We start from the raw sequence: 14,261 nt of genomic DNA on the forward strand, positions 1-14,261 counted from the left end.
TTAAGAAACCTTAAGATTACTTTTTATTGCCAGGTAAAGGTTCAACTCTAAACCAGTCGAAGTCTACATAGCCTGAATCATTTGTCTGTGATGGTCGTGTACAGAATATTCCTACTTTGGCTCCGACCCAACGGCCAGGTTTGGCATTTAAAGGATCAGAAACATCCAGGAATTTATTACCATCGAAACTATAACTAAACTTACACAATGCTCCTTTGATAACCTCTGTTCTAAAGTAGATTGTGTTGCCTTTCGGTGAGGCTATTACTGTTTCTACCTCAGCAGCTCCGTTGTTTGCTTCTTTACAAGTGTTGTATAAAAGTTGTAGTCCATCTTTCGAGCTTCGGATAGTAAGAGCTGCATAATTTTGTCCTAGTACTATTAGACCTGCTTCTTCATTTTCCAATTTGGTATTGGGATGAAAAGAGAGTTTGGTTGTTACTATGAACTCTTCAGCTGGAAACTTTTGCAGTAAGAGATTGGGGACATCCCAAAGATTTTCAGCATGAGGAGGAACGAGTTGAGAATATAACCGAAGCGTGCCGTTATTGGGATTAGTAAAAGACCATATCGCTTTAGGATTGGCCTGCCATTGCCATTGCAATCCTAAGTTGAGGGAATTAAATTCATCTGTTTCAGGCGGCGTCTGAATGGGATAAGTTTTACCAACATTGGGTTTCTTGTACGTTATAACAGGTTCACCTTTCCCATCTCCATCTGTGTCTACCCCAATTACCGGCCAATCATTAATCCACTTCATCGGTTGCAGATGAACAACCCTACCATAGGCATCTTTATCCTGAAAATGTAAAAACCAGTCCTCACCATTTTCAATTGTAACCCATGCACCCTGATGAGGACCGTTGATGATCGTTTTTCCTTGTTCCATTACAACTCTTCTCTCGTATGGACCATACACACTTGTAGAACGTAACGCAAGTTGCCAGCCGGTAGAAACGCCTCCTGCGGGAGCGAATATGTAGTAATATCCGTTTCGTTTATAAAACTTAGGGCCTTCTATCGTAGGGTCAAGTTCATGACCATCATAAACAAGTTTTCCTTCCGTAACAACCTTAGTTCCTTCCTTATTCAGTTCTTTAACTACAATAATGCTCTTGATCCCGGCACGGCTACCCGCGAATGCATGAACGAGATACACCTTTCCATCATCATCCCATAAGGGACAAGGATCTATCAAGCCTTTTCCGCCTTCAACTAATACAGGGGCACTCCAAGGACCTTTAGGATCTTTTGCTTTTGTAAGATAAATACCAAAATCAGGATCGGGATAATACAAATAAAACTCATTGTTGTGGTAACGAATAGCAGGGGCCCAAACACCATTACCATGTTGTGTTTTCTCAAAGTGTTCATAAGGAGGCTGCCGTTTTAAGGCATGGCCTATGAGCTGCCAGTTAACGAGATCTTTTGAATGAAGAATAGGAAGCCCAGGTATTGCATCGAAACTTGAAGCAGTCATGTAAAAATCTTCTCCTACACGGCAAACATCAGGATCAGAATAATCAGCATGCAGAACGGGATTTTTATAGCTTCCATTACCTAAATCAGAAACCCAAACCCTCGATATGTAATGCTGATCATTTGTTTGTTGTGCCTGTAGATAGATAACACCAAAAAGTAAAACAAGAAGAAGTTTCATTTACCTACTTAACAATTACCTTATCAACCAAAGCGTTCAAGTATACTTCTATGTTATCGTAGTTTTTATTTAATGTTCTCTCAGATGCATCCTTAGGATTTTTTAAGTCGAGCTTATTTCTCCTTTCCCAATTATCGGGAATGCCATCAGCATCTGAATCCCTTTCGTCATTGACTGCGGCTAACAAAGGCCACCCGCCTACGTCATTCTGAGAATCGATAATACCGTTTTTGTTTTTGCCTAATGAGGAGCTGGCGCTTCTTACTTCACTTACTACACGGAGGTCTACAGCATCACGGCGTAGGCTTGCTCCTGCACTTTTAAGTACTAGCTCATAAGCTTTCTTTGCTGACTGCTCGTGTATGGCCTCTACATCAAATGGTTTATTAACAATGGCAGAATCAGGATAATCTGCTTTAACACCTTTGATATTGTTTCCTGTGACATCAAGGTGACCATCGAGGCAATTGCCAGATATATAAAACTTTCCGTATGGTGCAGATGGATTAATAAACCAAAGCCTTTTTGACTTAGTGGCTGGCCCGGGTTTGTAATAATTGTTTACTACGTTATATCTTCCTTTCTCGCCCCCATAAGTATTGTTGCTTGCCCAGTTATAGATGACGTTGTTTCTGAAGTCAACAAGCTCGTCAGGAGAATTGGGTGTGGTTGAAGATCCGCTGAAACGTGGCATACGACTATTATGGCTTGCAAGCAGATTGTGATGAAACGAAGCTCTTTCACCGCCCCATATACCACCATATCCATGTTCGCCTTTTTCATGCACCGATTTGTTTAAGCTCTCAGAGATGATACACCATTGCATTGTGAAGTTTTTGTTTCTGTAAAAGCTTGCGCACTCATCAGTTGCCCAGCTTATTGAACAATGGTCGATCAGAATATTTTGTTTTCCTTTTGTACCACCGAAGGAGTCTGCCTGTTGTGCTTTTTCATCGCCTAAGCGAAAACGCATGAATCTGATGATGACATTATCAGCCACAATTTCAACCGGATAATTTTTTATGCATATTCCGCCCCCGGGTGCTGATTGTCCAGCAACGGTTACATCGCCATTTTTAATTTCCAGGTCTGATTCAAGTTCTATATTTCCTGCTACTGAAAACACAATTATCCGGGGCCCTTTCATTGATAAAGCTTCGCGAAGGCTACCAGGTCCGTGGTCGTTAAGGTTCGAGACTATCACTACTTTTCCTCCCCTTCCTCCGGTGGTATACTTACCGTATCCATCAGCACCGGGAAAAGCGATTATCTTTTCCTGTGCATGTAAAGCCACGGAGATCAAGAAAAGGAAACTAAACAATCTGAAATGCTTCATTGTGCTTTTTTATAATTAACTACCCTATTGGCAAGTTCCAAACGAAGTGCCACAATTTCTGCTAAAACAATCTGTGCCATCTTTCTTGCCCCCAATTCATTAAAGTGAGTGTTGTCATTTTTACCCTCAGGATAGTTAGGATGTTCACCAGGAGCTAATTGCAAAAAGAGAAGCTTCGAATTTTCTTCACCGAACTGTTGAAGAAGCTGCCTGCTTTTCTCATCGAGGTCTATAAAGGGAACGTTTAGTTCTTTTGCTACTTCACGGGCAAGCTTAGAATATTCGGAGTGCGTTTCTTCAATCTTTCCATTCTTGTCAAATTTTCTTCTTGTTACAGGTGAAAGGAGAACGGGGTTGGCTTTCTTACTGCGTGTTTCTGTAATAAACTTTGTAAGGTTTTTCTTATAATCTTCGGGAGATGTATATCTGTCTACTTTCTCTTTAGACTCATCGTTATGGCCGAACTGCATAAAAACATAATCGCCTTCCTGCAGTGCGTCTAACACTGGTTGCCAGAGGTTTTCGGAGATGAAAGTTCGAGTGCTTCTTCCGTTTTTAGCCCTGTTGTCTACAGTGACTGTTAAGTCGAAGAAAACTTTAAAAGGAGTACCCCATCCAGTTTCCGGGAATTTGTCGGGTTGTTTATCGGCGATAGTAGAATCGCCAATGAGATAAACTTTAATTTTTTTTTGTTGAAGTGTAAAAGACAATAGTATGGTGAGGAGTACCGCTACGCCAATATATCTTGTTGTTGAGATCATAATGCAATCGATTGTTCAATCTAGATGTTTTTTTCTTAACCTAAAAGTCAATTTTTGTTAATGGTAGCGCTTATGCGCCTTTGTTTGTCTTAATCGTTACCTGATTCAGTTTTAAAAGTAAAGTGTGACACTGTAGTGAGATTACAGTATATGACTTAGAAATCAAAGATTAGTTAAAGTACTGATAATGAGAAAGCTATAAAACAAGTGCGCTTTGCACACGTTTTCGTCTAGAGAAACCTAGACAAGGGTTAGACAAATACTAGACAAAGCATAGGGAAACCATAGGTTGACGTTAGGGAGAGGTTGGGCTGAGGGTAGGGAGAGGACCTTTAAACCTATTTGTGTTGTCGGAAGAGAAAGTACAGGGCTTTAACTATTAAATTAAAAAACTAAAGGTAGAGCTTTTAAACTCTACCCTTATTTCTTGAATTTCACCTTTATCTTTATCTCCAGCGTGGATCACCTGCGGATCGCGCGCCAGGAAAGGCTGTATCTTTGATTTTAAAATCCCCTTTTGCAGGATCAGCAAACACAGCAGTTGAAGCACCGGTGTAGGCAGACGCACCCGTAATCTTGTAACTCTCATTGTTCGTGATAAAATCTGATAAGACGTAGGTACTAGTAGCACTAACATTGGTTCCTGTAACCCTTATTGCTCCCCCATCAGTAGTACCATTGGTCTCGATCCATGTCTTCCCTATCACACAGTTATTTATGACTATAGGATTTGCTGAACCAAAGGTATTGAAATCAATTAAGAAGTTAGGGCTACCAGCGGGACCTGCGGCGGGCACCTCATTTAAGGTGCAATTTTCTAATACTAAAGAATTATTACCCGCAACCCTTAAATCCAATAATTTTCTGAAACGATAGAAAGTACTGTTAGATACTTTAATATTGGCAAAGAGATTGGAATTATTGGCAGTACCGATTCCGTACTCCCGGATGCTATCCATGACACAATTGTTTATTAAATAGTTTTCAACTTTTGTACCCGTTGTACCAGCCTGCATACGAACAACGCCGCGAAGCACTCTTACCCTACACCCTTCAAACTTCATTTTTTTAATTGTTCCTATTGCGTTTATATTAAATAGATAATCGCCGTTGTAGCTCTCTTCCTTTCGGGTACCGCGTATTATAATGTCTTTAAAAACCAAAGAATCGATGGTACTATTTGCAACGATATTTAAACTAGTTCCATTTATATTAATTTGTGCGTATTCTTCAATAAAATCAGGACCACTTAAAATAAGCACAGATTTGCTAAAAGCTTTTGAAGTACTCGTAGCATTGAATTCATACTTCAAACCTCTTTTCAGATATATCACACTTCCAGAAGGAATATCATTAAGTGTATCGGAAAGTATGCCTGTCTTTCCCTGTATGCCACGTAGGTCAACGATGTTAGCATCCGTATAGGCGTTTTTCGTTCTGAATGAAACGCTTCCTTTTCCGATATCGTCTTTAAAGACTTCAATTGTATAATTTGCATTATTAGTTAAGCCCGTAACTATCTTTTCACCTTGAGCAAGTTCTTCTGAAGGAATCACTATCTCCTTCGGTTCACCTACCTGCGGTGTAAGTATAATTTTTGTAATAACAGCATTTGGTTTCCATCTAATTCTTACGGCATCAATAATAATGTCATGTTCGCGGACCGGTAGAACCAATACTTCTCCCGTAATCTGAAACGATTCGCTTACCAACCAATTGGAATCTTCAGCACCACTACCTCCTACAGCTTTTACTCTTGCAAAGTAATTTGTTTTGATATCGATTTGTGTATCATTAATAATTACTTCTGGTTCTTTTGTATTGGAAGTAAATTCGACATTTGTAAAGTTGGTGCTGTCTTTTGATATCTCTACAACGTACTCAACGTCACCAGGAAGTGTAAAAAGTGAACGACTCCACTTTATTGTTGCGGAGGTTTCTCCTTCTTCTATTTCAAAAGCGGCAGGTTTAAATCTGCGTTTAAGTTCAAAATCATCTTCATCGTCTTTACAAGCAACGAAGACGGTTGTAATAGCGAGTGCCAGAAGCGCGCTATTCAATATTTTTTTAAGACTATTCATATTAATGAGTTAAGCTTTGAACAGTGATTAATATCCGTAATTATTCCCCCCCAGCTCTGGGTTGGCTTCAAGGGTAGATGTATGAAATGGAAGAAGCTCGCTTTTATTCGGTGTAAAAGCATAACCTAATACATCAATCAAAGTAGTTTTTATGGTACTTGATCTCCAGTTTATGCTTGTTGCGCCAGAAGGTGCTGTTGTTGGAGACGGGCTGTAGAGAGAAGTTACCCAGTTCATTGTTTTTGATTGAGGCTGATAGTACATAACCGAAGGAATATTCTGATATGGCGGATTACCTGCTACTAAATCTTCCATCTGTTTCTTAACTTCTGTTAAACGCTGACCTAGAATGTTCCACCGTATAAGGTCGTATTTCCGAACACCTTCACCACATAGCTCGAGCATTCTTTCATTTTTAATTGCTTCAAAGAAACCATTATAATCTGCAGGTGTTGTTCCGATAAGGGCTGCATCACCGCCAAAGGCTCTTAATCTTACTTTTTCAAAAGCATTGATAGCATCTGCTGTAGGACCATTATTTAATTCATTTTCAGCTTCAGCAAACATGAGTAGTACATCAGAGTACCTTATCATTACCCAGTTTAATCCAAAGTATTGTCCATTAGATTCGAATACATCTGGAGTAACCCAATCTCTTCTATATTTGCCATCAACTATTGCGTTAAGCTGACGTGCTGTTACATTTTTATTTACATCAATATCGTAGGCAGCACAAGTAACATCTCTGCGGGAATCAGCAGGATCAAATGCATAAAATGTTGTAGGTAGAACTGTTAAAGCACCATTTCCTTTTCCATTAGCACGGGGGCCATTATAATAGCCCAATTTAGAATCACCTGTACTGGGACCTCCTCCAGCCATAGCAACCTCCCAAATTATTTCTCCATTTGGTTCCAGCTTATGCCCGCAGATGTAATCTTTAAAAACTGCCTGAAAGCTTGGATTGAGATCATGTCTTCCTTCATCAATAATTTTCTTGGTTTCGCTCCTTGCAATTTCATATAGATTACGATAGTCAGCTCTGCGTTTCATCTGATCCCATCTCAAAGAATAACCTCCAGCAGCCAATGCTATTCTTGCTCTTAAAGCTCTCACAGCGCCTTGCGTGATTCTTTCATCAGCTGGCACATCACCTCTCCAGGGTACCAGTGTTGCTGCTTCTTCCAAATCAGCAAGAATGCGATCGTAAATTACATCTCTGTCAACTTTTGATCTTGGTCCTGTATAAAAGCTTGAAGGTTCAAATTGAGCCGACACATCACCCCAATTTCTAACCAGTTCATAATAGAACTGCGCTCTTAATGTTAAAGCTTCTCCGTATATGCGTCTCAACTCTGCTTTCTCCTGCTCAGATCCATTATTGTAACTCTCCATTTTTGGAACATAGTAGATGCAAATATTAGCACGTTCGATCCCTCTATACAATTGATCATATGGCGAGGCCAATTGTGTATTACCCGCCTGAACATTGTAATGAGCAATGTCTCTTCGCTCATTGTCTGCGTTGTTCCCACTTTGTCCCATCATTTCATCATTGTCATAGGGATAGTACATGCTCAAACGGATGCCATATGCGTTGTCTCCTCCTAACGCAGCATAGGCTGATACAAGAGCCTGCATGGCACCTTCAGAATCTGAGAACACCTTATCTGGTCCTACTTCAGTTATTGGATTAACATCAAGATAATCCTCGCACGAATAAAACGGGGCGATACTAATCGCGATAAGAAGTATATATTTTGAAAAACGACTTGATTTCATAGCTACCAGAATTTAAAAAGTTATGTTAAGTCCGAAAATGTACCCCCTGCTGCGCGGGTAAGCGGAGTAGTCTACACCAGGAGTAAGTGGTGAGTTTCTACGCGTGTTCACTTCTGGATCGTAACCTGAGTAATTTGAGAATACCGCAAGATTGTTCAGGGTTCCATAGACCCTAAAACTATTGATTTTAATTTTACTGAAAATCGACTGTGGTAAAGTATATCCTAATGTTATGTTGTTAATACGAATAAAGGAAGCATCTTCAACTGCCCAGGAATGTACAACAAATGAACTTGCTGTAGTTAATGGAGACCAAATGGTTGCATCTTTATTTAAATCTGCTAATGCAGCAGGGTCTGTTACCACCTGTCCTTCAGCATTTACATTTGTCCATCTTCCGTCCATTATGGTAAGCAGGTTTGATCTAGGGGTATATCCACTGGTGAACTCTAGTTTGTTTGCGTTCAATACATCGTTTCCATACTGGAAGTTTACGAATACACTCAAGTCGAAATTCTTGTATGCGAATTGCTGATTTAAGCCTCCAAAGAATTTAGGAGAGGCATTTCCGATAATGGTTCTATCTGCATCGTTGATTACGTTGTCAGGTGTGATATCTTTAAACTTAATCATACCGGGCACAGGATCTAATGAAGTAATTCCTTTATTATTAGCTATACCATCTTTTAAAGTATACTTCTGTGTAGCTGCCTCATAAGTGAAGTCTTCTATTTTATAGAAACCGTCTGTTTGAAATCCCCAGATCGTTCCTACAGATTCACCTACTTTAGCAATGTAGTCTGCTGTCTGGCTAGAACCACTCCACCCTGATGGTTGAGGGAATGACTTAAGACCTGGGCCGAGGCTTTCTATTTTATTTTTGTTAAACGAGATATTGAAACCCGCATTCCATGAAAAGTCTCCGCGCGTAACTGGTGTACCTGATAACTGGATTTCAACTCCTTTGTTGGATGTTTTGCCGACGTTTTGAATCTGTGTACTATAACCAGAACTAGAAGGAACAACACGTTCTAGTAAAAGATCCTTGCTTTGGTTGTTATAATAGTCAACAGATAATTGAACGCGGTTATTAAAGAAACCTGCATCAATACCAACATTTTGAGATACTATACTTTCCCAGACAAGGTTATTATTTGCAAGTGAAACAGGGGAATAACCTGACTGTAATTGCTCATCAAAAGAGTAAAAGCTTCCATTTTGGCCTAACTGAAAAATAGAGTAATAAAGATAATTTGGAATTCTATTGTTACCAGAAGCTCCATAAGATGTTCTTATCTTCATTTCAGAGACAACATTAGAAAGTGGACTAAAGAATGGTTCATTTGAAATTCTCCAGGCTAGAGAAGCACCCGGGAAGGATCCCCAACGCTTTCCGTCAGCAAATTTTGAAGAACCATCACGACGATAACTCAATGTGACAAGGTACTTGTCATTAAAGGAGTAATTAACCCGGGTAAAATAAGAAAGCAACTTTTCTTCTGACTTTCTTAATCTGGATGTTGCTTGTATTTCACCTAATTCCCCCATCTGCCCAAAAGCAATACCGGGACTGGTGTTTCTTGGAAAGAATCTGCTATCGAGAAAGTCTGTTGATATATCTCTTTCATACAATTCATGCCCAATAATCATATCAAGCTTATGCTTTTCTCCAAAAATTGATTTTAATCCCGCTGAAGAAAAACTTAACACATTTGAGTTATTAAATGTTTGGCCCCTTTCTTTTGTTATGGAAGCCATCGGTAAACCTTGTCCATTTGTTTTTGAAGCATTTGTTACAGTATCATTAAATACCCTTGTTCTTTCACGTGCATTGTCATAACCTAATGTACTCTTAAAAGAGAGGTAGTCAGTAATTTTGAAAGATACGTAGCCATTAATATTTCCGACCTTGGTTAACTCCTGCTTGTATTCCTGTTTTGTTAACAGAATGGGATTAACGAGCGCAAGGCTATTTGCATTTGTTTCAGCTGCATATTCAGGATCATAGTAATCCAGTGGTTGACCAGGAATAACAATTGGTTCATACTTTACACTGTGACGAAGTCTGTTTGTAGCTGACGACCCAGCTTCGGCTGTACCTGCGCCATTTACTACTGTATGATTAAGACGACCATTTAATCCGATCTTAAGCCATTTAGTTATGTTGTTATCAAGTCTTACGTTAAGAAGCTTTCTGTCGAAGTCAGAGCCAAGCATAATACCTTCTTCAGTATTTGAAGTAAGGCTTACACTATATTGAGTAACTTTACCTCCGCCTGTTACTCCTAAATTGTAAGTTTGCATTAATGCGCTTCTACCAAAAACCTTATCCTGCCAATCAGTAAAAGGCACATCTTTATAAAGTTCGATGTCCTCATAGGTGCCATAATTTTCAAGAAACTGGTCTTCGAGAGTATTATTTCCACGGCTACGGTCATATTGATACTTCACAAAATCGTAGGGTTTCCAAACATCGAGTTTGTTAGCAAGCTTACGAACACCAATTAATGAATTGAATGAAACAGTAGGCTTTTGAATTCTGCCGCCCTTAGTAGTAATGATTACAATACCATTAGCACCTCGTGCACCATAAATAGCAGTAGATGCAGCATCTTTCAACACGTCGATAGATTCGATATCCTGAGGTGAGAGAACGTTCAGTGCATTTTCTACCTGAACGCCGTCTACTATATAAATAGGTGAGTTGTCCTGGGTAATAGACCCGCCGCCACGTACTCTTATTTGTATGTCAGCATTTGGTGAGCCTTCTGCTGCAGTAATTTGTACACCTGCAAGACGGCCTGTAAGAGCCTGAGCCGCGTTGTTAACCGGAATATCTTTAATTTGCTTATTGTTAACAGAAGATACTGAACTTGTAAGATCACGCCTGTCCACCGTTCCGTATCCTATCACTACAACTTCTTCTAATGTAGTGAGATCAGTTTCAAGCGTTACATCTATTGTTGTGCGATCGCCTACAGTTATTTCCTGTGGCTTCATGCCAATAAATGAGACCACAATAACAGGATTGCTTCCGGCGAGGGAAAGTGTAAATTTTCCGTCCGGGTCAGTTACTGTTCCATTTCTCGTTCCTTTTTCAACAACAGAGACTCCTGGAAGCGTGAGACCATCGTCAGATGTGACAACACCAGAAACGGTGTGTTTTTGAGCAACAACCTTGATAGAATAAGTTGTTATCATCAAGAGCATCAAAAAGACGCTCTTGGCCCTTCGGGGTAGAAGTAAAAAACTAAGCATAGATATAATTAGGGTAAAACAATCGAATTAGCACATATGCGCAATCGATTGCTCAATATAATAACTTTCGTGATGGATTGTCCAGCATTTCAGAAAGTTTTATTACTTATTGTCGTTCGGCGGAGAAATTAAAGGCTTTTGAAATCCGGCATTTGGCAGTCTCCAATAGAGGACAGGACGTAGCAATTCGTTTTAAGTTATTCTTTCTTACGCCAAAGTTGGAGCATTATGGAGTTGATTATACAAGACAATCTTTTTCTATTTTACGTGACACTTGTATGGTAACAGTAAAATGTGTTCAATTCTCAATGTCTATCTATTAGCCTAACACTAATAAAACTGATTTAACAGGACGTTTTATAATCACAGCGGTTGAATAATGGGTTCTACAAGTATAGTCCGCATTAATCTGGTGACAATATTAAAAGTGCTTTTTGCTAAACATTAAGCGAATTTATATCCTGCTATGACGTAATGGTATCCACGAAAATTGAACTTGTTTTTATCAGCAACTCAGCAAGGAATGAATGCGATATTTAGGTGGTATTTTTTTTTCTATTTTGACGCCGCCTAACATTACTAAACTTGAATTTGTTTATGCGTTTACTTTTTACTGCGGTGGCATTCTGTTTCGTTGTTTCAGCATTCTCCCAAGAAATGCCAGTATTTGAAAAGAAACCTTTTAAAGATTCAGATGGAAATCTGTTCTGGCCACTGTCTCTACCTGTTTACCTACAGCTATCAACTTCTCCAAATTCAACGGAAGCAATAACCCTTACAGAAGGGAAAGAGGCTAACCACCCAATGAAGTGGGATGGGCATGGTAAACACTACATTAAGCATGATGATGGTAAAAACCTAAAAGGAGGAGAAAGTACCGTTGCATTTCCTGTTAATGTAGATGGTATTGCTCCTGTTTCTTCACTGGAACTACTCGGAGCACCTCGTCATGCATCCGCTACGACTTATTTTGGTAAGGGTCTTATGATTTTTGCAAAAGGGAAAGATGAAATGTCGGGCTTGCAAGGCGCATACCTTTCAATTAATCAGGCTCCTTTCACAAGTCTTTTGTCTCCCTTCGCATTAACAGATGAAAAAGATTATCATGTGCAATACTTTGCTGTTGATAAAGTAGGCAACGTTGAGCCACTCAAAACAGCTTCGTTTACAATAGATCTTACACCGCCTACTTCACGCCATGAAGTTAACGGAAGCCATCTTGAAGGCAAAATACTTTCTCCGCGTTCATCCATTTCAATCTCTGTAAAAGATGCAGCCTCTGGAGTGAAAAAGACGGAATACTATTTGGATGAGCAGAAGCCTGCCCTTTACAGTGGCAAAATCCCGCTGGCCAGCCTTACTGATGGTGAACACACCCTCACGTACTACTCTTCCGATAATGTAGGCAATACCGAAGTACCCCAGAAATTTACGTTTTATCTCGATTCAAAAGGCCCAGAAGTAACTTCTTCGTTTGATGCCAACTTTGCGGTTTCAGAGGGCAGATCTTATGCCAGCTCAAGTACATTGGTTTCACTGGAAGCGAGTGACAATAAGGCAGGTGTAAAACAACTTTTCTACAGTATAAACGGAGCTGCAGAACAAATCTATACTGCTCCTTTTGCATTACCTGCCAAACAAGGTACATATTCAGTCCGATACCGAGCCATTGATCAGCTAGACAACGTAGGTGCTACCTTCACAAATACACAAATCAGTGCCATATACATAGATGATAAGCCCCCTGTTGTAACACATAGCGTAGGCACACCAAAAGTCTTTACGCGAGATACCCTCTTTGTCACCAACAAAACAGTCTTTACTTTAAAGAGTTTCGATGCTGAGTCTGGCAGCGCTATTATTGATTACAAAATCGATGATGGCGAAGAGATAACTTATGAAAATCCCTTCGAAGTAACTACGGAAGGAAAGCATTCCCTGTCCTACGTAGGAACAGACCTTGTTAATAATTCTGCAGTGAAAACTGCCTTCTTTGTTGTAGACAATACAGCACCAGAGATTTTTGTACATACAAGTCTTGAAAAAATAGGAACACAAAAAATGGTTGCGAAAGAACAGGAAATACCAGTTTACGCATCGGGTACTAGTTTTTACATGGCTGCGACAGACAAATCGGTAGGTACAAAAGCGATTTACTACACCTTAAATAAGCAAGCAGAAGTTTTGTATACACAACCTTTAAAGCTTGTTACAAAAGGCGTTCATACGCTCAAGATAAGGGCAGTTGATTATCTTGGAAATGTACGAAACATGGATGCAATTGAGTTCGTGGTTCAATAAGCACTTATCTAATCCATAAGCCATGATATCAACTACCATGGCATTTTTTATACTTAATACCTGAACCACAATAACAGGGATCATTTCGACCTATCTTTTTGCTTTGCGCCGGAGCGGGAGAAGGTTTTGGAATACTAATGTTTCTTTTTTTATTGATGTAGTTGCTTTTGCTTAGAGTAAGGTTTGCTTTTTTACCAGCATTCCCCGCGAGGCGATTAATAATTAAGACTTGTCTTTCAAGTTCTTCTTTTTGCTTTTGAGAGACCGCATTAGCCCTGTTTTTCTCTGTTTCTAACCTTGCCGCCTCCAGCTCACCATTGCTAGCGAGCACCACCGCATATTGTAATCTAACCTGAAATTGATACTTCACAAATTCTGGCAATTGAACAATTGGAAGAATACTATTTTCAATGATGTTTCTGGCTTCCTTCGGATTTACACGCATTAATTGGTCGACCACATTTAGCCCTACCCGAATTGCAGATGGAATGGCCTGACACATGGTATAGAACTTTAATGCATGTATTTGCTCCATATCTAATTTGTAGCCAAGTTGCTTCTTTGCGCTTGCAAGTAAGTCAAGACAATCAGCCAGGCGTTTTAAGTCATCTTGCCAGGTTGGTATTTTCGAAACAATTGGAAGAATGTGATCTGCTCCCTTCGCTGTGACGTCTGACGGTGTGAGATTAAGGTGATTATAGTATTCCGTTATAAGTGCATCTATAATACTTTTAACTTTTGAATAATCTGAAGCATGGTAGTAAGCGTAAGCGCGATTATAGGATACGATTCTAATGAAGTTTCTGTCATTTTCTACTAACTCAACGGCGGCGCTGTATGCAGACTCTATGCCTTTTAAATTACCAGTAAAGCCTGCCGCGATCATTTGCTTCATGACCAATGCAATTTTAGCTTTTGTTCTTAAGTTGCCCTTTCGATCAAGCTCCTCCATCTGATCGATACGATTGAGAACCTGCTCATAAAGTCGATCCTGTGTATCCCAGAAAGTCAATGCATCAAGCGCCCAAAATCTATCTTCGTTGGAAAGTGTTGAAGATTTACTAGCATCTTCGAGAATATTT

General features: G+C 39.7%; 8 protein-coding genes. 1 reads left to right on the forward strand and 7 read right to left on the reverse strand.

Annotation, left to right across the window (positions count from 1 at the left end; translation table 11 throughout):
* Positions 1-16: 16 nt before the first annotated feature.
* The 6 genes from KK060_RS11570 to KK060_RS11595 all read right to left on the reverse strand — a co-directional run bounded on the left by KK060_RS11570 (position 17) and on the right by KK060_RS11595 (position 10,821).
* On the reverse strand, positions 17-1,660 hold the full coding sequence (locus KK060_RS11570) for a glycoside hydrolase family 43 protein (RefSeq protein ID WP_254153892.1): 1,644 nt from the start codon (positions 1,658-1,660) through the stop codon (positions 17-19).
* Between the two features lie 4 nt (positions 1,661-1,664).
* A complete protein-coding gene (locus tag KK060_RS11575; protein ID WP_254153893.1) occupies positions 1,665-2,996 on the reverse strand; it encodes a pectate lyase family protein in 1,332 nt (443 codons plus the stop codon).
* Complete coding sequence (locus KK060_RS11580; protein ID WP_254153894.1) at positions 2,993-3,757, reverse strand: rhamnogalacturonan acetylesterase; 765 nt, start codon at positions 3,755-3,757, stop codon at positions 2,993-2,995. The genes KK060_RS11575 and KK060_RS11580 overlap by 4 nt, the downstream gene beginning before the upstream one ends.
* A gap of 446 nt (positions 3,758-4,203) precedes the next feature.
* Complete coding sequence (locus KK060_RS11585) at positions 4,204-5,838, reverse strand: DUF5123 domain-containing protein (protein WP_254153895.1); 1,635 nt, start codon at positions 5,836-5,838, stop codon at positions 4,204-4,206.
* Between the two features lie 27 nt (positions 5,839-5,865).
* Entirely contained in the window at positions 5,866-7,620 is a 1,755-nt protein-coding gene (locus KK060_RS11590) for a RagB/SusD family nutrient uptake outer membrane protein (protein WP_254153896.1), read from the reverse strand.
* Positions 7,621-7,632: 12 nt separating this feature from the next.
* Positions 7,633-10,821 carry a SusC/RagA family TonB-linked outer membrane protein gene (locus tag KK060_RS11595; protein WP_254153897.1) on the reverse strand — a complete coding sequence of 1,063 codons (3,189 nt, stop codon included), beginning with the start codon at positions 10,819-10,821 and terminating at the stop codon, positions 7,633-7,635.
* A 654-nt stretch (positions 10,822-11,475) separates the two neighbouring features.
* On the opposite strand from KK060_RS11595, the gene KK060_RS11600 reads away from it, so the two are divergent.
* On the forward strand, positions 11,476-13,179 hold the full coding sequence (locus KK060_RS11600; RefSeq protein ID WP_254153898.1) for an OmpL47-type beta-barrel domain-containing protein: 1,704 nt from the start codon (positions 11,476-11,478) through the stop codon (positions 13,177-13,179).
* A gap of 28 nt (positions 13,180-13,207) precedes the next feature.
* Here KK060_RS11600 and KK060_RS11605 read toward each other — a convergent pair.
* The coding region (locus KK060_RS11605; protein ID WP_254153899.1) for an SEC-C metal-binding domain-containing protein at positions 13,208-14,261 on the reverse strand (1,054 nt) is incomplete at its 5' end.

The sequence above is a fragment of the Chryseosolibacter indicum genome (assembly GCF_018598585.1).
Lineage (GTDB): Bacteria > Bacteroidota > Bacteroidia > Cytophagales > Cyclobacteriaceae > Chryseosolibacter > Chryseosolibacter indicus.

Bases quoted from the DNA above. Each gene is read 5' to 3' on its own strand.
- KK060_RS11580 (WP_254153894.1), bottom strand. From the start codon at position 3,757: ATGATCTCAACAACAAGATATATTGGCGTAGCGGTACTCCTCACCATA.
- KK060_RS11570 (WP_254153892.1), bottom strand. From the start codon at position 1,660: ATGAAACTTCTTCTTGTTTTACTTTTTGGTGTTATCTATCTACAGGCA.
- KK060_RS11585 (WP_254153895.1), bottom strand. From the start codon at position 5,838: ATGAATAGTCTTAAAAAAATATTGAATAGCGCGCTTCTGGCACTCGCT.
- KK060_RS11600 (WP_254153898.1), top strand. From the start codon at position 11,476: ATGCGTTTACTTTTTACTGCGGTGGCATTCTGTTTCGTTGTTTCAGCA.
- KK060_RS11590 (WP_254153896.1), bottom strand. From the start codon at position 7,620: ATGAAATCAAGTCGTTTTTCAAAATATATACTTCTTATCGCGATTAGT.
- KK060_RS11575 (WP_254153893.1), bottom strand. From the start codon at position 2,996: ATGAAGCATTTCAGATTGTTTAGTTTCCTTTTCTTGATCTCCGTGGCT.
- KK060_RS11595 (WP_254153897.1), bottom strand. From the start codon at position 10,821: ATGATAACAACTTATTCTATCAAGGTTGTTGCTCAAAAACACACCGTT.